Origin of the sequence: Agromyces sp. NPDC056965, assembly GCF_042673425.1 — a bacterium.
In the GTDB taxonomy this organism is placed as follows: domain Bacteria; phylum Actinomycetota; class Actinomycetes; order Actinomycetales; family Microbacteriaceae; genus Agromyces.
In genome coordinates this window covers 1-26,649 of the sequence record NZ_JBHURI010000022.1, presented here as the reverse complement: position 1 = coordinate 26,649, position 26,649 = coordinate 1, and the positions used below count along the sequence as shown (strand labels likewise).

21 protein-coding genes are annotated in these 26,649 nt (G+C 69.9%); 16 read left to right on the top strand and 5 right to left on the bottom strand.

Annotation, left to right across the window (positions count from 1 at the left end; genetic code table 11):
- From ACFTQE_RS07740 to mutM, 12 genes are all read left to right on the top strand, one after another.
- Positions 1-1,383 (top strand): DUF58 domain-containing protein, encoded by a 1,383-nt coding sequence (locus ACFTQE_RS07740; RefSeq protein WP_376924497.1) that lies wholly within the window; start codon positions 1-3, stop codon positions 1,381-1,383.
- A complete protein-coding gene (locus tag ACFTQE_RS07735; protein WP_376924496.1) occupies positions 1,373-3,700 on the top strand; it encodes a transglutaminaseTgpA domain-containing protein in 2,328 nt (775 codons plus the stop codon). The genes ACFTQE_RS07740 and ACFTQE_RS07735 overlap by 11 nt, the downstream gene beginning before the upstream one ends.
- Positions 3,701-3,711: 11 nt before the next feature.
- Positions 3,712-4,281, top strand: a complete 570-nt coding sequence (locus ACFTQE_RS07730) for a DUF177 domain-containing protein (protein ID WP_056009712.1) — start codon at positions 3,712-3,714, stop codon at positions 4,279-4,281.
- 2 nt (positions 4,282-4,283) lie between these two features.
- Positions 4,284-4,487: a 50S ribosomal protein L32 gene (gene rpmF / locus ACFTQE_RS07725; protein ID WP_022891802.1), complete on the top strand. Its 204-nt coding sequence runs from the start codon at positions 4,284-4,286 to the stop codon at positions 4,485-4,487.
- 55 nt (positions 4,488-4,542) lie between these two features.
- On the top strand, positions 4,543-5,226 hold the full coding sequence (gene rnc / locus ACFTQE_RS07720) for a ribonuclease III (protein ID WP_376924515.1): 684 nt from the start codon (positions 4,543-4,545) through the stop codon (positions 5,224-5,226).
- A gap of 113 nt (positions 5,227-5,339) precedes the next feature.
- The gene (locus ACFTQE_RS07715) at positions 5,340-6,569 is read left to right on the top strand and encodes an ROK family protein (RefSeq protein WP_376924495.1); all 1,230 of its coding nucleotides are present in this window, start codon (positions 5,340-5,342) and stop codon (positions 6,567-6,569) included.
- 168 nt (positions 6,570-6,737) lie between these two features.
- Positions 6,738-7,946 carry a glycoside hydrolase family 76 protein gene (locus tag ACFTQE_RS07710; protein WP_376924494.1) on the top strand — a complete coding sequence of 403 codons (1,209 nt, stop codon included), beginning with the start codon at positions 6,738-6,740 and terminating at the stop codon, positions 7,944-7,946.
- A gap of 112 nt (positions 7,947-8,058) precedes the next feature.
- Complete coding sequence (locus ACFTQE_RS07705) at positions 8,059-9,411, top strand: extracellular solute-binding protein (protein ID WP_376924493.1); 1,353 nt, start codon at positions 8,059-8,061, stop codon at positions 9,409-9,411.
- A gap of 3 nt (positions 9,412-9,414) precedes the next feature.
- Positions 9,415-10,362, top strand: a complete 948-nt coding sequence (locus tag ACFTQE_RS07700; RefSeq protein ID WP_376924492.1) for a carbohydrate ABC transporter permease — start codon at positions 9,415-9,417, stop codon at positions 10,360-10,362.
- A 7-nt stretch (positions 10,363-10,369) separates the two neighbouring features.
- Complete coding sequence (locus ACFTQE_RS07695) at positions 10,370-11,200, top strand: carbohydrate ABC transporter permease (protein WP_376924491.1); 831 nt, start codon at positions 10,370-10,372, stop codon at positions 11,198-11,200.
- A 30-nt stretch (positions 11,201-11,230) separates the two neighbouring features.
- Complete coding sequence (locus ACFTQE_RS07690; protein WP_376924490.1) at positions 11,231-14,269, top strand: alpha-mannosidase; 3,039 nt, start codon at positions 11,231-11,233, stop codon at positions 14,267-14,269.
- Positions 14,270-14,309: 40 nt separating this feature from the next.
- Positions 14,310-15,233 (top strand): bifunctional DNA-formamidopyrimidine glycosylase/DNA-(apurinic or apyrimidinic site) lyase, encoded by a 924-nt coding sequence (gene mutM, locus ACFTQE_RS07685; protein WP_376924489.1) that lies wholly within the window; start codon positions 14,310-14,312, stop codon positions 15,231-15,233.
- 30 nt (positions 15,234-15,263) lie between these two features.
- Here the strand turns inward: mutM and ACFTQE_RS07680 are convergent, their stop codons facing one another.
- Positions 15,264-15,821, bottom strand: a complete 558-nt coding sequence (locus ACFTQE_RS07680; RefSeq protein ID WP_376924488.1) for a dihydrofolate reductase family protein — start codon at positions 15,819-15,821, stop codon at positions 15,264-15,266.
- 103 nt (positions 15,822-15,924) lie between these two features.
- On the opposite strand from ACFTQE_RS07680, the gene ACFTQE_RS07675 reads away from it, so the two are divergent.
- Complete coding sequence (locus ACFTQE_RS07675) at positions 15,925-16,563, top strand: TetR/AcrR family transcriptional regulator (protein ID WP_376924487.1); 639 nt, start codon at positions 15,925-15,927, stop codon at positions 16,561-16,563.
- Here the strand turns inward: ACFTQE_RS07675 and ACFTQE_RS07670 are convergent.
- A complete protein-coding gene (locus tag ACFTQE_RS07670; RefSeq protein ID WP_376924486.1) occupies positions 16,551-17,654 on the bottom strand; it encodes a GNAT family N-acetyltransferase in 1,104 nt (367 codons plus the stop codon). The genes ACFTQE_RS07675 and ACFTQE_RS07670 overlap by 13 nt on opposite strands.
- Positions 17,651-18,736, bottom strand: a complete 1,086-nt coding sequence (locus ACFTQE_RS07665) for a GNAT family N-acetyltransferase (RefSeq protein ID WP_376924485.1) — start codon at positions 18,734-18,736, stop codon at positions 17,651-17,653. The genes ACFTQE_RS07670 and ACFTQE_RS07665 overlap by 4 nt, the downstream gene beginning before the upstream one ends.
- Before the next feature lie 172 nt (positions 18,737-18,908).
- Here ACFTQE_RS07665 and smc point away from each other — a divergent pair, with 172 nt between their 5' ends.
- On the top strand, positions 18,909-22,427 hold the full coding sequence (smc, locus tag ACFTQE_RS07660) for a chromosome segregation protein SMC (RefSeq protein ID WP_376924484.1): 3,519 nt from the start codon (positions 18,909-18,911) through the stop codon (positions 22,425-22,427).
- Positions 22,428-22,467: 40 nt separating this feature from the next.
- Here smc and ACFTQE_RS07655 read toward each other — a convergent pair whose 3' ends face one another.
- Both ACFTQE_RS07655 and ACFTQE_RS07650 read right to left on the bottom strand, forming a co-directional pair.
- Positions 22,468-24,132: an alpha-amylase family protein gene (locus ACFTQE_RS07655; RefSeq protein WP_376924483.1), complete on the bottom strand. Its 1,665-nt coding sequence runs from the start codon at positions 24,130-24,132 to the stop codon at positions 22,468-22,470.
- Positions 24,129-25,097: a TIGR03885 family FMN-dependent LLM class oxidoreductase gene (locus ACFTQE_RS07650; RefSeq protein ID WP_376924482.1), complete on the bottom strand. Its 969-nt coding sequence runs from the start codon at positions 25,095-25,097 to the stop codon at positions 24,129-24,131. Before ACFTQE_RS07650 ends, ACFTQE_RS07655 begins: the two co-directional genes overlap by 4 nt.
- A gap of 107 nt (positions 25,098-25,204) precedes the next feature.
- Between ACFTQE_RS07650 and ftsY the strand changes: the two genes are divergently transcribed.
- The gene (gene ftsY, locus ACFTQE_RS07645; RefSeq protein ID WP_332063374.1) at positions 25,205-26,080 is read left to right on the top strand and encodes a signal recognition particle-docking protein FtsY; all 876 of its coding nucleotides are present in this window, start codon (positions 25,205-25,207) and stop codon (positions 26,078-26,080) included.
- 13 nt (positions 26,081-26,093) lie between these two features.
- Positions 26,094-26,576 carry a DUF2004 domain-containing protein gene (locus tag ACFTQE_RS07640; protein WP_376924481.1) on the top strand — a complete coding sequence of 161 codons (483 nt, stop codon included), beginning with the start codon at positions 26,094-26,096 and terminating at the stop codon, positions 26,574-26,576.
- Positions 26,577-26,649 lie beyond the last annotated feature (73 nt).

The window sequence follows — 26,649 nt, the reverse complement described above, 5'->3', positions numbered from 1 at the left end:
ATGTGGCACCCCCGCTCCGCTCGAATCGCGACATGGCCGCGACTCACTCGCCGGGGTGCCACGCTCGTGATCGTCGGGGTCCTGCTGCTCGCCGTCTCGCTCTGGTTCGATTCACGCGACGTGCTCGTGCTCGCGTTCGTCGGCATCGCCATGCCGGCAGTGGCCGCCCTCTTCGTGGCACTGCGAAAGCCGAGCCTCGCCGTCACGCGCAGGTTCGCGCCACCGGTCGTGGAGGCCGGCGGCTCGACCGGGGTAGCGCTCGTCATCAAGAACCGCTCACGCCGCACGTTCGACGGGGCGCACTGGCGCGACGGCGTGCCCACGGCGCTCACGGCGGCACCCGAGGCGATCCTGCCGGCGATGGGGCCGTACGAGTCGATGCTGCCCTCGGGCGACGACACGGTGCGCGTCGAGTACCGCCTCCGCATGCCGCGACGCGGCGTGTACCCGATCGGCCCGCTCCGCGTCGGCATCGCGGACCCGTTCGGCCTCGCCCGGGTCGATCGCGATGTCGGCACCGCCCACGAGGTCGTGGTCACCCCGAGGGTGACGCCGCTCGACACGGCGCTCGGTTCGGCGGCGAGCGTCGACGGGGTGCTCAACGGACTGCAGCTGCGCACGCACCCGAACTCCGACGAGCTCATCGCCCGCGAATACCGCTACGGCGACCCGCTGCGCCGGGTGAACTGGGCGGCGACCGCCCGTCGCGGCGAGCTCATGGTGCGCGAAGAGGAGCAGCGCGGCGACCCCGAGGCTCGCATCATCCTCGACACGACGCTCGCCGGGCGGGCGAAGCAGGCGATCCATCGTCGTGACGGCGACGACGGGCCGCACTTCGGGTTCGAACTCGGCGTCGAGGTCGCGGCATCGATCGGCATGCACCTGCTCGAACACGGGTACCGGGTGCGTTGCGACCGCCTCGACGACCCCGAGCGCGGTCTCGCCTCAGGCGAGTCGGGTGCCGGCTATCGCATGCCCGGCGGCGATCGGCTCCTGCTCGAAGACCTCGCGCGTCTCGATGGGCCCTCCGGTTCGGCCGGCGCTCGCACACAGCCGTCCGCCGGGGCGCACGCCGGGGGATCGCGCGGTCGTGACGCCCGCATGCCGGGATTCGCCGTGCTCGTCGATCCCGACGAACACGACGCTCGCTCGCTCGTCGCATTGCGATCGAGCATCGAACCCGCCGTGGTGTTCGCGACCGAAGGGGTGTCCGGCGGCATCGTCGAACTGCTCGAGAAGGCCGACTGGCGTGTCGTGCGGGTGCGCCGGGCCGCCGAGATGGCGTCGGCGTGGTCCGGGACGACCCGCCAGCAACCCGCGGCGCCGCGTGGCACCGGCGCGCGTCGTACTCCGGCCGAACCGGGGGCGCACGATGCGCCCTGACCCGGTTCCCCTGTCACGTGCGCAACGGCTCGCGCTGACCGCGGCGTCCTTCCTGCTGCTCGCGACCGCGGCGATGGCGCTCGGTCCGCTCATCGCGGGCAGCGGATGGTGGTGGCTGTGCGCGTTCATCGCGGGCGGCGTGCTGTTCGCCGGCACGGGCCTGCGCGCCCTGCGTACCCCCGCCTCCCTCGTGCCCGTGCTCGAACTCGTGGTGCTCCTCGCCCTCCTCACGCTCGTGTTCGGCGGAGCCACGAGCATCGCGCTCGTCATCCCGACCCAGGGCACCTTCGAGGTCTTCGGCGACCTCATGTCGGGCGCCCAGCGCACGATCGAGCAGCAGTCGGTTCCGGCCATCCCCGTGCCGCCGCTCCTGTTCGCGCTCGCGCTCGGCATCGGGCTGCTCGCCTTCGTCGTCGACGTGCTCGTGCAGACCCTCAGGGTGCCGGCGCTCGCCGCGGTGCCGGCGCTCGTGCCCGTCGTCGTGCCGGGCTTCATCATCGAGGCGGGCGCCGAGGCCCCCGCCCTCGTGCTCACCGCCGCGGCGTACCTGCTCCTGCTCAGGATCGACGTCCGGGTACGGCGTCGTGCGCACCTCGCGGCCGGCGCAGAGGGCGACGACGCTGCGACGATCGTGCCGCCGAACCGGGTGCCCATCGTCTCGACCCTGGGGGCATCCCTCGGCCTCGCCGCGGTCGGCCTGCTCACAGCTTCGATCCTGGCCGCATCGACGCCGAGCATCTCATCGAGCCTGCTGCTCGGGTCGCCGAGCCAGGGCACGCTGTTCGGGCGCGGCATCAGCCCGTTCATCGACCTCGGACGCGACCTCCGGAGGCCCGAGGCGCGCCCCGCGTTCCACTACTTCGCGCGCGACGCCGACCGCCCCTACTTCACCCTGCTCACGCTCGACGAGTTCGAGGGCGAGGTCTGGGGTGCCAGCGACGCGGCCGTCGACGGCGACAACACCGTCGATGCGATGCCGAGGCCCGAGGGGCTCTCCGACGAGGTCGAGACCGCGGAGCATCCGATCGAGGTGATCATCGACGAGGTGCGCACGACCTGGCTGCCCGTTCCCTATCCGACGGCGCGCGTCGAGGGGTTGAGCGGTTCCTGGTTCTGGGACGAGGGCTCGCTCTCGGTGCGCAGCGTCGACACGAACACGGGTGGGCAGCGCTACCGGGCCACCCGACTCGAGGTGGATCCCACGGTCGCGCAACTTCGCGACGCGAGCACCGAGGTGCCTGCCGAACTCGAGGGAAATCTCGCGTTGCCCGAAGAGATGCCGCCGATCATCGCCGAGACGGCCGCCGCGGTGACCGCGGGCACCGCCTCCCGCTACGACGCAGCCGTGGCGATCCAGTCCTTCCTCCGTTCCTCCCAGTTCGACTACTCGACCGAGGCTCCGGTCGCCGAGGGCTACGACGGCGGCGGCTTCGACGTGATCGCGCAGTTCCTCGAGAGCAAGTCCGGGTACTGCGTGCACTTCGCGTCGACGATGGCGGTGCTCGCACGCGAGATCGGCATCCCCTCGCGCATCTCGCTCGGGTACACGCAGGGGTCGCCGACGCAGGAGCGCGTCGACGGCGTGCAGCGGGTCGAGGTCGACTCGCACGATCTCCACTCGTGGCCCGAGCTCTACTTCGAGGGCGTTGGGTGGGTGCCGTTCGAGCCGACACCGGGTCGCGGAACGGTGCCCGACTATTCGCGACCGGGCGCGGGCGACGGCACCGGCGCTGCGGCGCCGAGCACGGCGCCCGTCACCCCCGGTGAGAGCGGTCGCCCCGAACTCGACCCCGACCGAGGGCTCGCCGGGCAGGCCGGTGGTGCCGCGACGGCGGACGCGTGGTGGCAGCGCGGACTGCCGGTGGCGCTCGTCGCGCTGTTCGTGCTCCTCCTGCCGGCGATGCTGCGCCTCGGCCAGCGCTGGACGCGCCGCCGTCGCGTGGGCAAGGGCGAGCGGCCGGCGGATGCCGCGTGGGACGAGGTCATCGCGACGGCACGCGATCTCGGGGCCGGCGGCGACGACGCGGAGACGGCCCGTGCCTTCGCAGCCGCTGTCGCCGAGCGTGCGGCGTTCGGCGCCGGCGAGGCGAGGGTCGCCCTGTTCGAACTCCGCGACGCCGTCGAACGCGAACGATACGGTCCCGATGCCGCCTCGCCGGCGCCGGCGACCGACTTGCTCCGCGATGTCGCGAACGTGCGGGCGGCGCTGCTCGCCGATGCCGCGCCGGCGGTGCGCGCGCGGGCGATGCTGGCCCCGCGATCGCTCTTCGACGCCGCACGCCGGGCGTTCGGCGAACGCCCATCCCTCGGCGCGTAGACTCGTCGATCGTGGCCATCAAGTATTCGCCGTTCCGCGTGAACGTCCGCGACCTCGTCAACCGTCCCGGTGAGATGCGCGAGCACCCCTTCTCCGTCGCCGCCGGCGACCAGATGGGCGAGGGGCTCGTCGCCGTCCGGGCCGGATCCGAGCTCGACATCGACGTCCGTCTCGAGTCCGTGCACGAGGGCATCCTCGTCACCGCAGAGGTCGACGCCGTGGCCGAAGGGGAGTGCGGCCGATGCCTGATCGACATCGCCCTGCCCGTCGAAGTCGAGTTCCAAGAACTCTTCGGGTATCATTCTGGGGAAGCCATCGAGTATGAGGTTCAAGACGACCACGTGGATCTTGAACCACTCATCCGAGATGCGGTAGTGCTGGCACTGCCGTTCCAGCCGGTGTGCCGACCGGATTGCCCGGGACTCGACCTCGAGACCGGGCTCCGACTGGCCGATCATCCGGAACTCGTTACCCCTGAGCACAGCGATCCACGATGGTCCGCGCTCGCAGGGTTCCAGGCTTCCGAAGACAGCGGCCCGGATGACGCATCCGGCGCCGACCAGCAGAGAGAAGAGAGATAGTCATGGCTGTTCCGAAGCGGAAGAAGTCACGCGCCCGAACCCACATGCGCCGCGCGCAGTGGAAGGCCGAGGTCCCCACCCTGGTCAAGACGGTCGAGAACGGCAAGGTCACCTACAGCCTTCCTCACCGCGCCAAGGTCGTCGAGGACTCGGCGGGCACCCCGCTCTTCCTCGAGTACAAGGGCCGCAAGGTCGCCGACGTCTAGTCGGCCCCAGATACCCGAACGACCGGTCGTGACGCGAACGGAGCTCAACGGGGCAGTGGATCAGGCGATCGAGGAACTGCAGCAACGCCTGCAGATCTCGATCGATCCCGCCCTGCTCCAGCTCGCGCTCACGCACCGGTCATTCGCGTACGAGAACGGCGGCATCCCGACCAACGAACGCCTCGAGTTCCTCGGCGATTCGATCCTCGGGCAGGCCGTCACGGTCAAGCTCTTCCGCGACCACCCCGATCTCGACGAAGGGGAGCTCGCGAAGCGGCGGGCGAGCCTCGTCTCGAGTGTCGCGCTGGCCGAGGTCGGTCGTGCGATCGGCGTCGGCCGATTCATCCGGCTCGGCAGGGGTGAGACCATGACCGGCGGCGCAGACAAGCCGTCGATCCTCGCCGACACGGTCGAAGCGATCATCGGAGCGGTCTACCTCGACGCCGGCGGTGACACCGCCACTGAGCTCGTGCTGCGTCTCGTCGCGCCGCTCATGAAGGACCCGGCACGATTCGGCGCCGCCATGGACCCGAAGACGAGCCTGCAGGAGATCGCGGCGCGTCGTGGAGCCACGGCGCCGGTCTACACCGTCGCCGAGAGCGGACCCGACCACAACAAGCACTTCGTCGCCACGGTCACCGTCGGCGACCTCGTCGAGGCATCGGGCGAGGGGTCGAGCAAGAAGCAGGCCGAGATGGCCGCTGCGCTCGAGGCCTGGACGCTGCTGAACGCGCACTGACGGCCGAACGCGCACTGACGTCCGAACGCGCTGACGCGCGAGCCGCGCCGAGCTTGCCCGCCATCCACCGCCCGACGGGCATACTGGTGGCGGACCGCTCGAGGGGGTGAGGCATGCGACGAGGCACGAACGTCCATGCGCTCGGCGGCTTCAACCAGATCGTGATCCTCGATACGATCCGGCGCACTCGCGACGGCCTGAGCCGGGTCGAGATCGCCGAACAGACCGGGCTCAGCGCGCAGACCGTGTCGAACGTGTCACGCCGACTCCTCGACGAGGGCATCATCCGCGAGGCGGGGCAGCGCATCCTCGGGGTCGGGAAGCCGCGCATCATCCTCGAGCTCGACCCCACGGGCGGATACGCGATCGGCGTGCACCTCGACCCCGCGGTGATCACCTACGTCGTGCTCGATCTCGACGGACGAGTGGTCGCGCACCATTCGACGAGGACGCCCTCCGGGGTGACGCCCGATCGCGTGATCCTCGACATGCGCGACGCGATCGAGGCCATCATCGACGAGGCCGGCGTCGATCGGGCCCGCGTGCTCGGGGTGGGCATCGCCGCCCCCGGTCCGCTCGACCTCGATCGTGGGGTCGTGCTCGACCCGCCGCTCCTGGAGGGCTGGCACGGGGTCGCGCTCAGGGACGCCTTGGCGGCGGCGACGGGCCTCACGGTGCTGCTCGAGAAGGACGTGACGGCCGCGACCGTCGCCGAGCTCTGGACGAGTTCGGCCCATGAGCGCGACGACTTCATGTTCTTCTACTACGGGACGGGCGTCGGCGTCGGCCTGGCGATCGCGCATGAGGCCGTTCGCGGGGCGACCAGCAACGCCGGCGATGCCGGGCACATCATCGTCGATCCCGACGGGCCGCTCTGCAGTTGCGGCCGGCGCGGATGCCTCGGTGATGCGATCATGCCGCGGAGGATCGTCGGACGGGCGATCTCCTCGGGCCTGATCGCGGCGCCCGGCGATCGTCTGGACGGGCGTGAGGTCGACGAGGGCCTTGCGAGGATCGCGGCGCTGGCGGCGTCCGGCGATGCCGATGCATCCACGGTCCTCGACGAGATGGCCGATCGGGTCGCCGTCGCCGTCGTGACCATCGCGAACCTGCTCGACCTCGACACCGTGGTCTTCGGCGGCCCGTACTGGAATCGCGTGTCGCCACGGATCCTCGGCCGCATCTCGGCATCGGTCAACTCGTCGGACGCGCTCGTCACGACGCACCCGATCGCCGCGACGGTCTCGACCATCGGCGATGACGTCGCCGCGGTCGGTGCCGCGTGCCTGGTGCTCGACGACGCGCTCTCGCCGCGTCCGTCGGCACTGCTCATCTCCGGCTGAGTCGGTCGAAGCGGCCGCTCGCCTCGTGCGACGGCGGGCACGAGGCGAGCCCGGCCGACGTGCGGAGAAGTGGTTGACAAGAATAAGTCCATGCGTTTTAGTTATGCGGGATGGGCCCAGTCGGCATCGGAGCCGGAGCGGGAGACCACTTGGAATCGAAGGAGATCCATGAAGAAGGCACTGGCCGGAACGGTCGCCGTCGCGGCGGCATCGGCACTTCTGTTCGCGGCATCCGCCCCCGCCTCCGCAGCCCCACCAGAGCCGGTCGATCGAACCGGAGCCGGACACGGCATCATCGACCGGGTGCAGAACGCCGTGCGCGCCCACTCGGCGTTCCAGGCGATGCAGCGGCACTTCGCGGTCGACGACGGAAGCGGGCTCTACCTCGAACAGGTTCCGGCCGGCGCCGAAGACCGCCCCTATGCCTTCGAATGGCCGTTCTCCCAGGCGCACATCGCGATCGCGGATCTCGCGAACCAGCCCCTGATCGGTCGTCACTACGACGACTCACTCGCGACGGCGGCCGCTGCACAGGAGCATTACTGGGATGCCGACGGCGGCACCACCGGACTCCCGGGCTACGCCTCGTACCCCGTCGGCGAGTACGGCGACGGCGGCGACTACTTCTACGATGACAACGAATGGGTCGGACTGCTCGATGTGCAGCGGTACCTGACCGACGGAGACGACGCCGCACTGGCACGCGCCGAGGAGATCTTCGCCCTCGTGGTCTCCGGCTGGGACACCGATCCGAGTCACCCGAACCCGGGCGGCGTCTTCTGGACCCAGGCGCCGTGGAGCAGCGACCGGAACACGGTGTCGAACATGCCCGGTGCGCAGCTCGGGCTCCGACTCCACCAGATCACGGGGGAGCAGGGCTACCTCGACTGGGCCCTGCGGATGTACGACTGGACCAACGAGAACCTGCAGCGCCCCGACGGCCTGTACTCCGATCACGTCGACCTGGCCGGGACCATCGAGCCCACCGTCTGGTCGTACAACCAGGGCGTACCCGTCGGCGTGAACGTGCTGCTGTACCAGGCGACCGGCGACCAGCGCTACCTCGACGAGGCCGTGCGCATCGCCGACGCGGCGTATCGCTACTACGTCACCGACGGGCGGCTGGCCGACCAGCCCGCCTTCTTCAACTCGATCTTCTTCAAGAACCTCCTGCTGCTCGAGTCGGAGATCGGCGGGTCGAAGTACCGCACGGCGATGCAGGACTACGCCGATGAGGTCTGGTCGGAGCACCGCGACCCCGCCACCGGGTTGTTCGCCTTCGAGGGCGACCACACGCAACTGCTCGAACAGGCCGCCGTCACGCAGATCTTCGCGGTGCTCGCCTGGTCGCCGCGCCAGTGGCGAGACCTGTACTAGCGGGGCGGATGCCGGCGGCATCCACCCGGAGGAATCCGTTTCACGGCGTCGTCGACCGCGGCAGGGCAGCCGCCGACGAGGCACCCACCCAGAGGAACCACAAGGAGATTCGATGAAGCACACACTCACGGCGACCGTGGCGCTCGCCGCAGCGGGCCTGCTCGCCCTCTCAGGATGCTCAGCCGGCGACGGCGGTTCATCCGACACGATCAAGGTGGCCTACCAGAAGTTCGGCACCTTCACCCAGCTCGACGATCACATGAAGGAGGTCAAGGCCGCGTTCGAGGCGGAGCACGAGGGCCTGACCGTCGAGCTCGTGCCGATCGAGGCGCAGCAGAACGACTACTTCACCAAGCTCGCGCTCATGAACCAGTCCGCCTCGACGGCGCCCGACGTCATGTACGAGGACACGTTCATGGTGGAATCCGATGCCGACGCCGGCTACCTCGCCCCGCTCGACGAGTACACCGAGTCGTGGGACGACTGGGCGGCCTTCTACGACAACGCGAAGGGCGCCGGACTCGGCGGCGACGGCAAGACCTACGGCATCCCGATGGGCACCGACACCCGAGCGCTCTGGTACAACACGGAGGTCTTCGAGCAGGCCGGCATTCCCGTGCCGTGGGAGCCGAAGACGTGGGCCGACGTGCTCGATGCGGCCGCGACCGTGAAGGCGGAGCTGCCCGACGTCGTTCCGCTGAACGTCTACTCGGGCAAGGCTCAAGGCGAGGCCGCGGCCATGCAGGGGTTCGAGATGCTGCTCTACGGCACCGGTGACACCCTGTACGACACCGACGCGAAGAAGTGGGTGACCGGCTCCAAGGGGTTCGAGGACTCCCTCGGCTTCATCGAGGATCTCTACCAGGGCGGACTCGGCCCGACCCCCGAGCAGGCGCTCGACAAGAACGTCGGCAACCTCGTCTCGAGCGAGTGGTTCCCGCAGGGCACCCTCGCGATCGGCCTCGACGGGTCGTGGCTGAGCGGCACCTGGCTCGAGACCGGCACGGCACCGTGGCCGGAGTGGAGCGAGGTCATGGCACAGGCGCCGATGCCGACCCAGGACGGCGACGAGCCCGGTGCGACGAGCATGTCGGGCGGCTGGACGCTCGCGATGGGCTCGAAGTCGAAGAACAAGGATGCCGCGTGGGACTTCATCGCGCTGGCGCTCGACAAGGACAACTCGCAGGCCTACGACATCGCCGCCAGCCAGATCGCGGTGCGCAGCGACGTCTCGGAGGACCCGGACTACCAGGCCGCCAACCCGACCTTCGGCTTCTTCTCCGACATCGTCGCCGTGACGAACTTCCGACCGGCGACGAGTGACTACGGAAAGATCTCGAGCGAGATCACGATCGCGATGGAAGCCGTCATGACCGGGCAGCAGAGCCCGGCCGACGCCGCGGCCGCCTACGACGAGGCGGTCGTCGGGATCGTCGGCGAAGAGAACACGACGGGCGCGAAGTAGCCGATGGCCACGCTCGCCCAGGCGCGACCGGACACCGCGCCGGGCCGGGGACCTGTTCCCCGGCCCGGCCGGTCGAAGGCCGGTGCCCGCAGATCGCTCGTGCGCAGCATTCCGCTGCTGCCCGCGATCGTGCTCCTGACGATCTTCCTGCTCGGGCCGGTGATCAGTTCGTTCTACGGATCGTTCACCGATGCCTCGCTCACCGGGTCCGCCGCGCAGGGTGCGTCGTTCGTCGGGTTCGCCAACTACATCGAGCTCTTCGCCGACCCCGACTTCCCGAAGTCGGTCATGTTGACGCTCCTCTTCCTGGTCGCGTCGGCCATCATCGGACAGAACGTCATCGGCCTCGGTCTCGCCATCCTGATGCGATCGTCGAACGGGTTCGCCCGAGGTGTGGTCGGCACATTCGTGGTGAGCGCGTGGGTGCTTCCCGAGATCGTCGCCGCATTCGCCGCCTACGCGTTCTTCAACGACACCGGCACGTTGAACACCCTGCTCGCCTCCATCGGGCTCGAGGGCACGAACTGGCTCTACGCGACCCCGATGCTCGCGGTCATCCTGGCGAACATCTGGCGCGGGACCGCGTTCTCGATGCTCGTCTACTCGGCGGCGCTACAGGACGTGCCGCCCGAGATCACGGAGTCGGCCGAGGTCGATGGCGCACGCGGCTGGCAACGGCTGGCCTTCATCACGGTGCCGATGATCCGGCGCAGCATCTCGACGAACCTGATGCTCACGACGCTGCAGACGCTCTCGGTGTTCACCCTGATCTTCGTCATGACCGGCGGCGGTCCGGGCACCGACAGCTCGACGCTGCCCGTGCTGGCGTACCAGGAGGCGTTCCAGTTCGGCAAGCTCGGGTTCGGCACGGCGATCGCCACCATCCTCCTGCTCGTCGGGGCGTTGTTCTCGATCGTGTACCTGCGGGCGCTCAAGCCGGAGGTGGACTGAGATGGGCATGACCTCTCCCAGCCGGCGCAGCCTCCGCACCGTGTCCAACGGCGTGCTCCTGCTCGTCGGCGTCGCCTTCGCCCTGCCGCTCGTCTGGTTGGTGCTGGCATCGGTCGACGAACGCGCGACGCTCTCGATCAAGCTGCCCGATGCGGTGTCCCTGCAGAACTTCGTCGAGGTGATGACGCCCGAGAAGGCATTCATCCCGCTCCTGAACAGCCTCATCCTCTCCGCCGGCTGCGCGATCATCACCGTCGTGGTCGCGGTGCTCGCGGCGTACCCCTTGTCGCGCTATCGGATGCGCATCAACAAGCCGTTCCTCTATGGCGTGCTCTTCGGCACCTGCCTGCCGATCACCGCGATGATGGTGCCCGTCTACAGCCTCTTCGTCGCGTTCAACCTGATCGACTCGATGGGCGGCACCATCCTCTTCCTCGCGGCGACGAGCCTGCCGATGGCGATCTACATGACGAAGAGCTTCATGGACAGCGTTCCGGTCACGCTCGAGGAGGCCGCCTGGATGGACGGCGCCTCGATGATGACCACGCTCACGCGCATCGTCGTGCCGCTCATGCGACCGGGGCTCGCGGTGGTGTTCATCTTCGTGTTCATCGGTGCATGGGGCAACTTCTTCGTGCCGTTCGTACTGCTGCTCTCGCCCGACAAGCTGCCCGCCGCGGTGAGCATCTTCGCGTTCTTCGGCCAGTACGGATCCGTCGCCTACGGCCAGCTCGCCGCATTCTCCCTGCTCTACTCGGTTCCCGTGATCACCCTGTACGTGCTCGTCTCGCGAGTGCTGGGCGGTTCGTCCGCACTCGCGGGCGCCGTCAAGGGCTGATCGCACCCCACTCGATAGGAAACATGCTCCATGCACGACAACTCCACCCTCGTCCGCGCCCGGATCGCCCGGTTCGTGGAAGAACGCGTGAAGCCCGCCATCCACGTCGCGAGGGCCCCGCTCACGCTCACCGCGTGGGAGGTGCCCGACGAGCCGGTGCCGTTCGCGGAGGCCGTGGCACAGGCCTTCAGTCCGTTCGCCGTCGGCTCGCCGTGGGGCAAGCCGTGGGGCACGACCTGGTTCCACGTCACGGGCGAGGTGCCGGTCGAGTGGGCCGGGCGGGCCGGCGTCATCGAACTCGTCGTCGACCTCGGCTTCCTCTCCGGCCAGGCCGGGTTCCAGGCCGAGGGGCTGGTCTTCGATCCGTCGGGTCGCATCGTGAAGGCGATCGAACCGCTCAACGACCATGTGCCGGTCGACGTGGGTCCGGGCGGTCGTATCGATCTCTACATCGAGGCCGCGTCGAATCCGGATGTCGGCAGCGACTGGAGCTTCCGACCGACCCCGGTCGGTGACAAGTCGACGGCCGGCACGGAGCCGATCTACCGCCTTCGACGGGTCGACGTCGCCGTGCGCGACACCGAGGTGTGGGAGCTGCAGGCGGACATCTGGACCCTCACGGGGCTGATGAACGAGTTGAGCGACGACCTGCCGCGGACCGCCGAGATCCTGCGGGCCCTCGAGTCGGTCGTCGATCGAATGGACCCCGAGGATGTCGCGGGCACCGCGCAGCTCGGACGCGCGATCCTCGCCCCGGTGCTCGCGCAACCCGCGTATGCAAGCGCGCACCGCGTGGTCGCGGTGGGTCATGCGCACATCGACTCTGCGTGGCTGTGGCCAGTGCGCGAGACGATCCGCAAGTGCGCCCGCACCTTCTCGAACGTGCTCGACCTGATGGACCGGGACCCCGGATTCGTCTTCGCGGCCTCGTCGGCCCAGCAGTACGCCTGGATGAAGGAGCACTATCGCGAGCTGTTCGAGCGCATCCGGGCTCGAGCGGCGGAAGGCCGGTTCGTGCCGGTCGGCGGCATGTGGGTCGAATCGGACACCAACATGCCGGGCGGTGAGGCGCTCGTGCGGCAGTTCCTCGCGGGCAAGGCGTTCTTCATGCGCGAGTTCGGCATCGAGCCGCTCGAGGTGTGGCTGCCCGACTCGTTCGGCTACTCGGCGGCGTTGCCGCAGATCGCCACGGCCGCCGGGTCCCGCTACTTCCTGACGCAGAAGACGAGTTGGAACGAGACCAACACGATGCCGCATCACACCTTCTCGTGGGAGGGCATCGACGGCTCGCGCATCTTCACCCATTTCCCGCCCGTCGACACCTACAACTCGGTGCTCTCGGGGGAGGAGCTGGCCAAGGCGCAACGGCAGTACGCCGAGAAGGGCGCTTCGAACGTGTCGCTCGTACCGTTCGGGTTCGGCGACGGCGGCGGAGGGCCGACGCGCGAGATGCTCGCGGCCGCTGCGCGGACCGCGTCGCTCGAGGGTTCGCCCACGGTGCGCGTCGCCTCGCCGCTCGCGTTCTTCGAGGAGGCCGAGCGGGACTACCCGAACCCGCCGGTCTGGTCGGGCGAGCTCTACCTCGAGTTCCATCGGGGCACGTACACCTCGCAGGCGCGGACGAAGGCGGGCAACCGTCGCAGCGAGCACCTGCTGCGCGAGGCGGAGCTCTGGGCGGCGACCGCGGCGGTGCGCGCCGGTGCCGAGTACCCGCATGAGCAGCTCGCCGAGCTCTGGCACGCGGTGCTGCTCCTGCAGTTCCACGACATCCTGCCCGGCAGTTCCATCGCGTGGGTGCACCGTGAGGCCGAGGCGAACTACGCGCGCATCGCGGCCGAGCTCGAGGACCTCATCGCCGCGTCGATCGCCGCGCTCGACGTCGGTGCCGACGCCGCGCTCGACGGTGGCCCGGTCGTGTTCAACGCCTCGCCGTTCGCCGTGTCCGGCGTCGCGGCGATGTCGGCCGGGGTCGTCGACACGACGCCCGCCGTGCACGCGGAGCAGTCGGCCGGCGGCTTCGTGCTCGAGAACGCTCGCGTCCGCGTGGTCATCGACCAGCACGGACTGCTCACCTCGTTCGTCGACGTCGTGACCGGTCGTGACGCGATCCCGGCCGGTCGGCCCGGCAACCTCCTGCAGCTGTTCCGGGACACCCCGACCCAGTGGGACGCCTGGGACATCGACCAGCACTACCAGAGATCCGGCATCGAGCTGCGCGACGTGGAATCGGTCGAGCTGGTGACGGATGACCCGGGGCGGGCGGCCGTGCGGGTCGAGCGCCGCTTCGGCGCCTCGACGGTGTCGCAGCTGTTGACCCTGACGGGTGACGCCGCGGCGCTCGAGATCGAGACCACGGTCGACTGGCACGAGAAGCAGAAGCTGCTGAAGCTCGCGTTCCCGGTCGACGTCCACGCGGAACGCGCGGCGTCGGAAGTGCAGTTCGGTCACGTGCACCGCGCGACCCACGTGAACACCTCGTGGGACGCCGCCCGCTTCGAGACCTGCGCGCATCGCTGGGTGCACGTCGCCGAACCGGGGTTCGGCGTCACGATCGCCAACGACTCCACCTACGGACACGACATCACGCGCGTGGCCGGATCGAACGGCGGCACGACGACGCTCGTGCGTCAGTCGCTGCTGCGTGCGCCGCTCTTCCCCGACCCCCACAGCGATCAGGGTCGCCACCGGCTGCGCTCCTCGATCGCGATCGGCACCGATGTGCTCGACGCCGCCGAGGAGGGATACCGGCTGAACCTGCCGCTCCGAGCGGTCGTCGGGGCCTCCGCGGTGTCGGCACTGGTGCGCAGCGACTCGCCGAGCATCGTCATCGAGTCGGTGAAGCTCGCGGAGGACCGTTCCGGCGACCTCGTCGTGCGGCTCTATGAAGCGCGCGGCGCGCGAACACAGGGGGTCGTGACCGTCGACTGCGAGGTCGGCGGCATCGTGGAGAGCGATCTGCTGGAACGGACGATCGCCGAGCCGACTGCGCTGATCGGGGTCGACGGTGCGAGTGCCGAGCTCAATCTCCGCCCGTTCCAGCTGGTGACGCTCCGGTTCGCCCGGAGCTGACGACGGCGGCGGAGTCAGTGGGTCCAAGTAGTCTCGAGGGATGCCTGAACTGCCCGAAGTCGAGGTCGTGCGGGCCGGGCTCGCTCCGGCCGTCACCGGTGCCGTCGTGTCGGCGGTCGAGGTGCTCGAACCTCGGTCGCTGAAACGGCACGACGCGGCATCCGGTGATTTCGAAGCGCTCATGACCGGAGCGCGCATCGAGGCGGCCGTGCGTCGCGGCAAGTTCCTCTGGTTGCCGCTCTCGGGTGATCAGGTGCGTTCCGGTCGGGCCGTGGTCGGGCACCTCGGCATGAGCGGGCAGATGCTGCTGCGAACGCCCGATCACCCGGGCGACGACGCGCACGCTCGCGTTCGACTGCACCTCGAGCATCCCGAGCACGGTGAACTGCGTGTCGACTTCGTCGACCAGCGCATCTTCGGCTCGCTCGCGATCGACCGGCTCGTGCCGACGGCCGATGGCGAGATCGGAGGCTTCTCCGACGGCGTCTCGGGGGAGTGGGCGCGGCAGGTGCCCGCCCAGGTCGCCCACATCGCGCGGGATCCGCTCGACCCCGCGTTCTCCGAGCGGGCCTTCCTCGCGGCACTCGCGAAGCGCGGCACGGCGATCAAGCGCGTGCTGCTCGACCAGGGCGTGGTCAGCGGCATCGGCAACATCTACGCCGACGAGTCGCTGTGGGCCGTGCGCCTGCACGGCGAGCAGCCGGCCTCCTCGCTGTCGAGCCGGCGCGCCCGCGACCTGCTCGGTGCGGTGCGCGAGGTGCTCGGCAAGGCGCTCGTCGAGGGCGGCACGAGCTTCGACGCCCAGTACGTCAACGTCAACGGGGCATCCGGGTACTTCGAGCACTCGCTGAACGCCTACGGGCGCGCCGGCAAGCCGTGCCCGCGCTGCGGCACGCCGATGGTTCGCGAGCAGTTCATGAACCGCGGCTCGCACTTCTGCCCGAAGTGCCAGCGGTTGCGGTGATGCGGTGAGGGCCGCCGCGCAACCCGAACGTCACCGGGTGCGGTAGCCCGCATAGATCAGTCCGTTGTCGAAGGCTCGCTGCGCGAACAGCTCGAGATCCAGACGCACGCCGTCGGGGAAGAACCGGGTGCCGCCACCGACCACGCTCGAGGTGATGAAGAGGTGGTACTCGTCCACGAGTCCGGCCGCGATCGCCTGGGCTGCGAGGTTCGGCCCGTCGACGCTGAGGTCGTGGTCGGACTCCGCCTTCAACTTGCGGACCGCATCGGGGTCGAATGTGCGCTCGATCCTGGTCTTCGCGCTCGACACCGCCTCGAGCGTCGTGGAGTACACGATCTTCTCCGCCGCCTTCCACTCGTCGGCGTACTGCAGGATGTACGGCGGCACGTCGGCCTGGGCGTCGACGGTCTCCCAGAAGACCATCGTCTCGTACATGCGCCTGCCGTAGAGGAAGGTGCCGACGTTGCGAAAGGCGTCGCCGATGAACGTGTGCACCTCTTCGTCTTCGGCTCCGTTGCCGAGGTCGCCCTCGGCCGCCTTGGCGTACCCGTCGAGCGAGGTGATCATCGAATAGATGAGCTTGCCCATTTCAGCTCCCTTGCTTGAGGTGAGTCGCTTGGCTTACCACTTGCAAAAGTAGCAACAGTCGAGTCGTGAGTCAAGCGACTCACCTCTCTGGCATACTGGATGCATGCCCCGCGAACTCTCCGCGTATCACCGCCGCATCGCCGCCACGAACCGCGCGGCCATCGTCGACGCGGCCACCGCCCTGTTCCTCGAGCACGGCTACGACCGCACCTCGCTCACGCGCGTGGCCGAGCAGGCGGGGGTCTCCAAGGCGACGCTGTTCAAGCAGTTCCCGACGAAGGCCGAGCTCTTCGAGGCGATGGTCCTCGAGGCCGGCGGTGCACCGGCCGGAGCCGTCGTCGACCCGCCGACCGGCGATCTCGGCGCGGGTCTGACCGCCCTGGGCTCCGCATACGTGGAGCTGCTGAACCGCCCCCGCATGGAGCAGTTGATCCGCACCCTGATCGGCGAGTCGCAACGATTCCCCGAGTTGCGGGAACGCACCTTCGACTTCGGCACGCTGCCCGTGTTCGCGGCGCTGGGGCGCTACCTGCGAGCCGAGGACGCGGCCGGATCGGCGCGCATCGACGATCCCGATGCAGCGGCAGCGCAGTTCCTCGGCATGATCTCCACAGTCGTCTTCTGGCCGCGCCTCATCCATGGCGGTTGGTCGCTCAGCGAGCACGAGACGCGCAACGTGGTCGACGAGGCCGTGCAGACGATCGTGGCGCGGTACGGTGCCGTTCGGGTTCAGCCGGTCTGACGGCCCGGCCCCGGGAGCACGCGCTGCCAGACGGCCTCGAGGCCGCAGCGGCGGAATCCCAGCGCGATGTTGATCGCGAGCATGTGCTCGTTCTCGTCGGCGTTCCAGGTGTAGACGACGGTGCGCGCGGGCTCGGTCTCGGCGAGCCGCACCAGATTCGCGAGCTTCACCAGCATGCCGAGCGCCTTGCCGCGGTGGGCGCCGACGACGAGCGTGTCGGACTGGTACGCGATCTCGCGTCCGATGGGGAGTTCGAGTTCCGTGTATCCGGCGATCGTGCCGGTGCCGGTGACGGCAGCGGCCACGAGCAGGCTCGCGTCGCCCTCGAGCGACTCGGATTCGTGCTCGCGTACTCGAGCGGCATCCCAGCGCTCCTCGTCGATCGTGACGCCGCCCGCCGGAACGTCGAGGGCCATGCGCTCGCGTGCCGCCGCATATGCGTCGACGAGGTGGCCCGGAGTGCGATCGGTCCAGCATTCGATGCGATAGCCGCCGGCGTTCGCACGCGCCATCCGTGCCGTGAGCTCTCGGCGGAACCGGCCGACCCGGTCGGCCAGGTCGAGGATGCTCACGCGTTCGAGCTGAGCGAGTTCGTAGCCGTGCACCGAGGCGAAGCCGGCGGCGGCGACGGATGCCGCGAGCCCCGCATCGCCGTCGGGTGCGTGCAGCACCGGCACGTCGTCGCCCTCGGCATCGGGGTGGTCCGAGTACCCGACGACGGTTCCGCGGCGGAGGTCGCGAGCCGCGTCCTCCGTCGCCGCGAGCAGCGCCGACCCGATGCCCCGCCTGCGATGCCGCGGGAGCACGCCGAGGGTGAACTCCACCGTGGCGGCCTCCGGATCCCGCTCCCAACCGAGCCCCGCTCTCCCGACCATCATGTCGCCGTCCCATGCGCCGAAGAGCGCGTGCCCGCGGTGAGCGTCGTTGCGGTGCCGCCCGAGCATCTCCGCCGCGCTCTCCGCGAAGTGGTCGTGGCCCCAGTTCGCTCGCTCGAGCTCGGAGCCGAGCGCCGCGCAGGCCTCGAAATCCGCAGCCTCGGGCGTGCCGAGCAGGTGCGGCACGCGAACGCGACGGATCTCCACGGCCGTCATCCCTCCTCCTGTCGGCCCTTCTGCCACGACGAATCCATCGCGACGGCTTCGAAGCCGAGGGCGACGTTGATCGCGAGCATGTGTGCGTTCTCGTCGGCATTCCAGGTGATGACGCGTTCGCGATCGGGGGCGGTGCGACCGAGCTCGATCAGGTTCGCGAGCTTCATGCGCAGGCCGAGGCCGTGACCGCGGTGGTCGGCGAGCACGAGCGTGTCGTCCTGGAAGGCGACCCGCTTGCGCGGCGCGAGCGCGAACTGCGTGTACCCGGCCACTGCGTCGTCGGCGGCGATCGCGGCCGTGATGATCGTGGTGCGGCCGGCATCGAGCGCGTCCTGCTCCTCCGATCGGATCCGGTCGGCGTCCCAGGCCTCCTGCTCGTAGATCCCGGCGCCCGGCGCGTCCACCGACATCCGCTCGCGTGCATGCGCCATGGCGTCCACGAGGTCGTCGGGCGTGCGATCGTGCCACGTCACGAGCCGGTAGCCCGGCGAAGCCGATGCCTGGCGTGCGAGGCGTTCGCGGAACTCGCCCGCTCTGCCCGTCACTGCCATCGCGCTCATCCGGTCGAGTTGGCCGAGCGCGTACCCGTGGGCGAGCGCGAAGCGGGCGGCCGGTTCATCGGCGGGGATGCTCGCATCGCCCTGCGGAGCGCTGAGCCGTTCGGCCCCGGAATCGCCGTCGTCGATGCGGTGGTCGGCACGAAGCACGAGGGCCGGCCTGCCTGCGTCGCGTGCGGTGCGCTCGAGCTCGGCGAGCAGACGGCTGCCGATGCCCCGGCGCCGCGACTCGGGCGCGACGCCGAAGATGGTCGAGAAGGCGGTGGTCGCGTCGGGGTCGAGCTCCCAGGCCACGTTCGCGACGCCGATCAGCCGGTCGTCGTCCCACGCGCCGAACGCGCGTCGCCGGACGTATCGCTCGTCGCGGTAGAACACGAGCAGCTCGTCGGCGCCGAAGCTGAGCTCGTCGGTGCCGTGCACTTCGACCACCAGGGCCTCGGCGAACGCCGCGAATGCCTCGAAGTCGGCGGCAGCGGGGGTGCCGAGTGAGGCGGGCACCGGGATCGGGCGGATGTCGACGCTCATCTGGTTGACTGCACTCTCCGGCCCGCGTCAGCGCGGGCAGCCGATCAGGATATCGGCAGCGCCGCACGACGACAAGATCGGATCGAACGGAGGGCGGCGCGCGTGCGCGGCGGGGGCTCGATCCTCGGATACCGTAGACCCCAGCGTTCTCGCGACCAGGAGAGGGTGGGACGTGTACCTGAAGAGCCTGACGCTCAAGGGCTTCAAGTCCTTCGCACAGCCGACGACGTTCGCGTTCGAACCGGGCGTCACCTGCATCGTCGGACCGAACGGCTCCGGCAAGTCCAACGTCGTCGACGCCCTCGCCTGGGTGATGGGCGAGCAGGGCGCGAAGACCCTTCGCGGCGGCAAGATGGAGGACGTCATCTTCGCGGGCACCTCGACCCGCGGTCCGCTCGGGCGCGCCGAGGTGAGCCTCACGATCGACAACAGCGACGGCGCGCTGCCGATCGAGTACACCGAGGTGACGATCTCGCGCACGCTGTTCCGCAACGGCACGAGCGAGTACGCGATCAACGGCGACAACTGCCGCCTGCTCGACGTGCAGGAGCTGCTGAGCGATTCGGGCCTCGGTCGCGAGATGCACGTCATCGTCGGCCAGGGGCAGCTCGACCAGGTGCTGCGGGCGACGCCCGAAGACCGCCGCGGCTTCATCGAGGAGGCCGCCGGCATCCTGAAGCACCGTCGCCGCAAGGAGAAGACGCTCCGCAAGCTCGACGCCATGCAGGCGAACCTGACCCGCCTCTCCGACCTCGCGGGCGAGATCCGGCGGCAGCTGAAGCCGCTCGGCCGCCAGGCCGAGGTCGCCCGAGAAGCGGCGACGATCGCCGCGGTCGTGCGCGATGCCAAGGCGCGACTGCTCGCCGACGAGGTCGTCGGCCTCCGCCGGGCCCTCGATGAACACGGCAAGAGCGAGCACGAGCGTCACGCCGAGCGCCTCGTGCTGCAAGATCAGTTGGAGCAGCACCAGGCCAAGGTCACCCGCCTCGAGCAGGCGCAGATCGGCGATGCCGTCGACCGGGCGCGATCGACGACCTTCGCGCTCGAGCAGGCGCAGGGGAGCCTCCGATCGCTCGATTCGCTCGCCCGGCAGCGCATCGCACTGCTCGGCAGCGCGGCAGAGCAGACGGATGTCTCGCCGAGCGTGACCCGCGCGATGATCGACGAGGCCGTGGCCGAACTCACCGGCATCCGCGACGGCGTCGGCAGCGCGGCATCCGCTCTCGACGATGCGCACGAGGCGACCATGCGCCGCCGCGCCGAACTCGACACCGTCGACGAGGGCATCGCCCGGCAGAGCGCGCTCGTCTCGGCGTACGACCTCGAACTCTCCAAGCTCACCGGCCAGGCCGACACGGCGGCGTCGAAGCTCGCCGCGGTGCGCGGCGAGGTGCTGCGCCACGAGAACGCCCTCGCGGCCTCTGCCGAGCGTCGCGCGTCGGCGGCCACCGCGCTCGTCGCGGCCGAGGCCGAGGCCGACAACGGCGAGACCGCGGAGACCGACCTCGACGAGGCGTACGAGCTCGCGCAGGCGGCCGTGTTCGAGGCCGAGGCCGAGATCGAGCGCATCCGCGAGGCGCTGCACGGTCGCGAGCGCGAACACGGTGCCCTCGGCGCCCGCACCCAGGCGCTCTCGCTCGCCCTCGACCAGAAGGACGGCTCGGCGGCGCTCGTCACGGCCAGCGTCAGCGGGGTGCGGGGCCTCCTCGCCGAGGCGCTGCAGGTCGAGCCGGGCTACGAACCCGCCATCGCCGCGGCACTCGGCTCGCTGAGCGACGCGGTGCTCGTCGACGATCGGGCTGCGGCCTACCGCGCCCTCGAGCACGCCGAGCGCGGCGAACTCGGTCGCGTCGCCCTGGCGCTCGCCGACGCCGGCACCGAGTCCGCGGCGGCTGCGCCGGTCGCGGGGCTCATCGCGGCATCCGACGTCGTGACCGCGCCCGCAGGCGTGCTCGGCCTGCTCGCGGAAGTGCTCATCGCGGACGATCTCGCCGCCGCCCGTGAGGCGGAGGCGGCGCTCGCGAAGCGCGCGAGCCCGGCCACCGTCATCACGAAGGACGGCACGGTCGTCGGCCGCTACGTGCTGCGCGGCGGCTCCGGCCGCAAGCAGAGCCGCATCGAACTCATCGCCGAACGCGATCGCGCCGCCGCCCGCCTCGAGGAGGTGCGCGCCGAGATCGAGCGCGCCCGCTTCGAGCTCACCGAGCAGCGCCAGATCGTCGAGCAGTCGAAGGAGCAGTCGAAGCGAGCCCTCGCGGCGCTCCGCGAATTCGACGCGCAGCTCGCCCAGCGCACCGAGCGGCTGAACCGTGCACGCGTGCAGGCCGAGGCCGCCGATGCCGACTCCGAGCGCCTGCGGCAGGCCGCGGCGCTCGCCGAGGAGCGCGTCGCCGAGGCCGAGCAGCTCGCGAGCGCCGCCAAGGCCGCACTCGAGGCCGCGCGTGCCGAACCGCGACCGGTGCTCGAGACGGCCGCCCGCGACGGCGCGCTCGCTGCGCTCGAAACGGCCCGCGAGGCCGAGGTCGAGGCGAAGCTGCGACTCGAGACGGCGAAGGAGCGCGTGCGCGCCGAGGAGGCCCGCATCCGCGCCATGGAGGCCCAGTTCGAGGCGGAACGGCAGGCGGCAGCGGATGCCGCGCGCCGTGCCGTGATCCGTCGGGCACAGCTCGAGGCGGCCACGCGAGTGGCCGACGTACTGCCCGAGGCGCTCGCCTCCGTCGATGCATCCGTCGCCGAAGCGCGTGTGGCGCTCGGCCGTGCCGAGGCCGAACGCGCGAGCCGCAACGAGGAGCTGCAGGCGGTGCGCCGAGAAGAGGCCGCCGTACGGGAGCGGCTGCAGTCGGTGACCGAAGACGTGCACGGCCTCGAGCTGCGCATCTACGAGAAGAAGCTCCACGTCGCGGGCCTCGTCGAGCGCGCCGAGTCGGAGCTCGGGCTCACCGAGGACGTGCTGGTCGACGAGTACGGTCCCGAGCAGCTCATCCCCGCCGAGGAGGAGGATGGCGAGCCCCGCCCGTTCCGTCGCGAGGAGCAGCAGCGCCGGCTCGCGCAGGCCGAGCGCAAGTTCACCCAGCTCGGCCGCGTCAACCCGCTCGCCCTCGAGGAGTTCGCGGCGCTCGAGCAGCGCCACCTCTTCCTCACCGAGCAGCTCACCGATCTCGCCAACACCCGCAAGGACCTGCTGACGATCATCGAGGAGATCGACGGCAAGATGGAGTCGATCTTCCGCAGTGCCTTCGACGACACCCAGGCGGCGTTCGCCGAGGTCTTCCCGGTGCTCTTCCCGGGCGGCGTCGGCAGCATCACGCTCACCGACCCCGAGAACATGCTCACGACCGGCATCGAGGTGAGCGTGAAGCCCGCGGGCAAGAAGATCGAGCGCCTCTCGCTGCTCTCGGGCGGTGAGCGCTCGCTCGCCGCGGTGGCGCTGCTCATCGCGATCTTCAAGGCCCGCCCCAGCCCGTTCTACATCATGGACGAGGTCGAGGCGGCGCTCGACGACGCGAACCTCGGACGACTGCTCACGACGATGGAGTCCCTGCGCGACGACTCCCAGCTCATCGTGATCACGCACCAGAAGCGCACGATGGAGATCGCCGACGCGCTCTACGGCGTCTCGATGCGGCAGGACGGCGTGTCCGCCGTCGTCGGACAGCGCGTGCGCGAGGAGCGCGAGGCGAAGGCGAGCTGACGGATGCCGGGGCATGCGCTCCGCGACGGGGTCACGTCGCTCAGGTGAGCCGGCGGTCGTCGGGGTCGACGATCCGGAACCACCGATACCCGTAGGCGTCGAGGTGCACGTCGATTCGCCCGCGCTCGTCGAGCTCGAAGGTGTCGACCGCGAACAGGTCGGAGAGCACGGAATCGGCCGGCACCGGGCCGAGTTCGAGTGCCACCACCGTCGGGGTCGGCGCGAAGTTGTGCACGGCGACGAAGTGCCCGACGTCCGCGGTGATGCGATGCGCGAGCACCGCGTCCTGCCCGCTCGGCAGCACCTCGTGGCGGCCCCAGCCGATCTCGGGGGAGCTGCGGTAGCGCACCGCGAAGCTGCGGATGATGCTGAGCAGCGAATCGGGGTCGTGCATCTGCGACTCGACGTTGACGTGCTCGGGCGCGTACCCGTCGTCGGGCGCCGACGCTGCGAGTCGGCGCGGCGCGGCGCGCGAGAAGCCGCCGTTCCTTCCCGCGGTCCACTGCATCGGCGTGCGCACGGTCATCCGTCCGCCCTCGTCGCGGTTCTCGCCCATGCCGATCTCCTCGCCGTAGAACAGCACGGGGGTGCCCGGCAGTGAGAAGAGCAGGCTGTAGACCATGCGGATGCGGCGGGGGTCGCCGTCGAGCATCGGCGGCAGTCGGCGGGCGATCCCGCGGTCGTAGACGCGCATCCACTCCTCGGGAGCGAACGCGTCGAACACCTCCTGGCGCTCGGCATCGCTCAGCTTGTCGAGGGTGAGCTCGTCGTGGTTGCGGACGAAATTCGCCCACTGCGCCTCGGGCTCGAGCACGGGCCGCTCGGCGAGCGACTTCGCGAGCGGGCGTGCGTCCTCACGGGCGAGCGACAGGAAGAGGGCCTGCATGCCGAGGAAGTCGAACTGCATCGTCAGTTCCGGCGGGTCGCCGGGCCGGCCGAAGAACTCGAGCTGCTGGTCGTACGGCAGGTTCACCTCGCCGAGGAGGACGGCCTCGCTCGAGCGGCGCTGCAGGAAGCGGCGGATGTCGCGGAGGAATTCGTGGGGATCGCCGATGTCGACCCCCTCGGGCGGTTCGATCAGGAACGGCACCGCATCGACGCGGAACCCCGAGATCCCGAGTTCGAGCCAGTATCCGAGGGTCTTCGCGATCTCGTCGCGAACCGCGCTGTTGGCGATGTTCAGGTCGGGCTGATGCCGGTAGAAGCTGTGCAGGTAGTACTGGCCGCTGCGCTCGTCGAGCTCCCAGACGCTGTCCTCCTCACCCGGGAACACCGTCGCGGCCTGTTTCGCCGGAGGTTCGTCACGCCACACGTAGTAGTCGCGGTAGGGCGAATTGCGGCTGCGTCGTGCCGCCGTGAACCACGGATGCCGGTCGGAGGTGTGGTTCATGACGAAGTCGATGATGACGCGCATTCCCCGGTCGCGAGCCGTGCGGGTGAACTCGCCGACGTCGCCGAGCGAGCCGAGTCGGGGATCGACGCCCGTGAAGTCGGTGATGTCGTACCCGTCGTCGCGGTCGGGGCTCGGCTGGAAGGGCATGAGCCAGATGCACGTGACCCCGAGCTCGGCCAGGTGGTCGAGCCGGTGCGCGAGACCCTCGAAGTCGCCGAAGCCGTCGTCGTTCCAGTCCATGTAGGTCTCGACGTCGAGGCAGTAGACGACCGCGGTCTTCCACCACAGGTCGCTCCGGTCGGTGATCCTCATCGGTCGACCTCCTTGAGCGCCGGCAGCACGTGCTCGCCGAACGCGTCGATGAATGCGGCCTGCTCGGTGCCGACGTGGTGCAGGAAGATGCGATCGACCCCGAGCTCGGCGATGGCCGTCAGGTGCTCGAGGTGCCGGCCGGGATCGGCGAAGACCGGCAGTGTCTCGGCGACCTGCTCTGCCGAGACCCCCGAGGTGCGATCGTCGAAGTCCTCCGGCGTCTCGAGCTCCCAGGCCAGGTGCGCCGGAACCAGGCTCTGGCGCCATTGGTCGTGCGCGATCGATCGCGCCTCGTCGTCGGTCGGCGCCCAGCTCAGGTGGACCTGGACCGAGACGGGCCCGCGCCCGCCGGCATCCCGATAGGCGTCGATGAAGGCCCGGAGCGCGTCGGGCGATTGGTCGACCGTGATGACGCCGTCGGCCCAGGCCGCGGCCTCCCGCGCCGTCTCGGTGCTCACCGCCGCTGCGAAGAGTGGAGCAGGCGACTCGGGCAGGCTCCAGATGCGGGCGCGGTCGACCCGGATGCGTCCGGCAGCGGAGACCTGTTCGCCGGCGAGCAGGCGACGCATGACGTCGACGGTCTCGATGAGCCGCGCGTCGCGTTCGTCCTTGTCGGGCCAGGGATCGCCCGTGATGTGCTCGTTGATCGCTTCGCCGCTGCCGATCGCCGCCCAGAAGCGCCCGGGGTACATCTCGGCGAGGGTCGCGATCCTCTGCGCGGCGACCGCCGGGTGGTAGCGCTGACCCGGTGCCGTGACGACGCCGAGCGAGAACCGGGTGGCCTCGAGCGCGGCGGCGAGCCAGCTCCACGCGTATCCGGAGTGTCCTTGGCGCACGCTCCAGGGTTCGAAGTGGTCGCTGCACATCGCGGCGTCGAAGCCCGCCTGCTCGGCGTGCCGGACCGCCTCGAGCAGGCGGCTCGGCGGGAGTTGTTCGTGCGAGGCGTGGAATCCCACGATCGTCATCCGCACTCCTTCCGTTCCTCCGAGGCTCCCGTTCCCGAGCATGGCCGGCAACCCCTTGCGGGGCCCGACTGGATCGGTGTAGCCGGCTCGCGCTCTAGGCTGGAGACATGGCAGAACGTGCATCCTGGTCGCTCGGCGCGGCACTCCGCGGGGTCTTCGGCGCGAAGACGATCGACGAGGACACGTGGGACGACCTCGAGTCGGCCCTCATCCGGGCCGATTTCGGCCCATCGGTCACCGAGGAGATCGTCGCGCAGATCCGCGCACAGGTCGAGCGGTTCAAGACCACCGATCCGAAGGACGTGCAGCGGATGCTCCGCGAGATCGTCGAGGAGCGGCTCTCGAAGTACGACCCCACGCTGAAGCTCACCGAGCGGCCGGCGGTCGTGCTCGTCGTCGGCGTCAACGGCGTCGGCAAGACGACCACCATCGGCAAGTTCGCCCGGTTCCTCCGCACCTTCGACCGCTCCGTCGTCGTCGGCGCGGCCGACACCTTCCGCGCGGCGGCGGTCGACCAGCTCGCGACGTGGGCCGAGCGCGCCGGCGTCGGCATCGTGCGCCCCGAGCGCGAGGGTCAGGACCCGGCGTCCGTCGCCTTCCAGACCGTCGAGCAGGCCAAGCGCGACGGCACCGAGATCGTCATCATCGACACGGCGGGCCGCCTGCACACGAAGGGCGGGCTCATGGACGAGCTCGGCAAGATCAAGCGCGTCGTCGAGAAGCAGGCTCCGATCAGCGAGGTGCTGCTCGTACTCGACGCGACGACGGGCCAGAACGGCCTCGCACAGGCCGAGGCGTTCATCGAGCACGGCGGGGTCACCGGCCTCGTGCTCACGAAGCTCGACGGCAGCGCCAAGGGCGGCTTCGTGCTCGCGGTGCAGGAGAAGACCGGCCTGCCCATCAAGCTCATCGGACAGGGCGAGGGCATCGGCGACCTCACGGGATTCACGCCGCACGTCTTCGCACAGAAGCTCGTCGGCTGAGAAGGAGAACGACATGGCCATCGAACACGACTACTTCGGCCTCATCGGCGACTACTGGGCCGAGCGCAAGGAGTACGGCGATCAAGACGTCGAGGTCGTGCTCGACGCCGACTCCGACGACGTCTCGAGCGCGTCACTCGACGCGGCGGCGACGATGGTCGGCGAGCTCGAGCTCATCGACGACGAACTGCGCGGCGTCTTCGTCGGCCAGCTCGACTCGGGTTCGAGCCCCGTCTCGCTGTTCCTCCGCTCCGTGCTGGGCGGCGACGACGCGGATGTCGCGGGCGACGCGATCACCCGCGACTCGGGCGATCGCGACATCGACGCACTCCGCTCGCTGAGCCTCGTGCGCGTCGACCTCCGGCCCGACGCCGATGGCGACGGCGAGACCTTCGCGGAGTTCGAGTTCGGGCTCGCGCCCGAAGACATCGACTCGCGCCTCGTGGCGTCGATCGATATCCACCGCGACATGGTCGACCTCCGCTTCGACGCCTGAGCAAGGCCGACCCGGGTCAACAAACCGCTGCGGGCGTCCGGGATGCTGGCCAGGATCCCGGGTCGACTTCCTC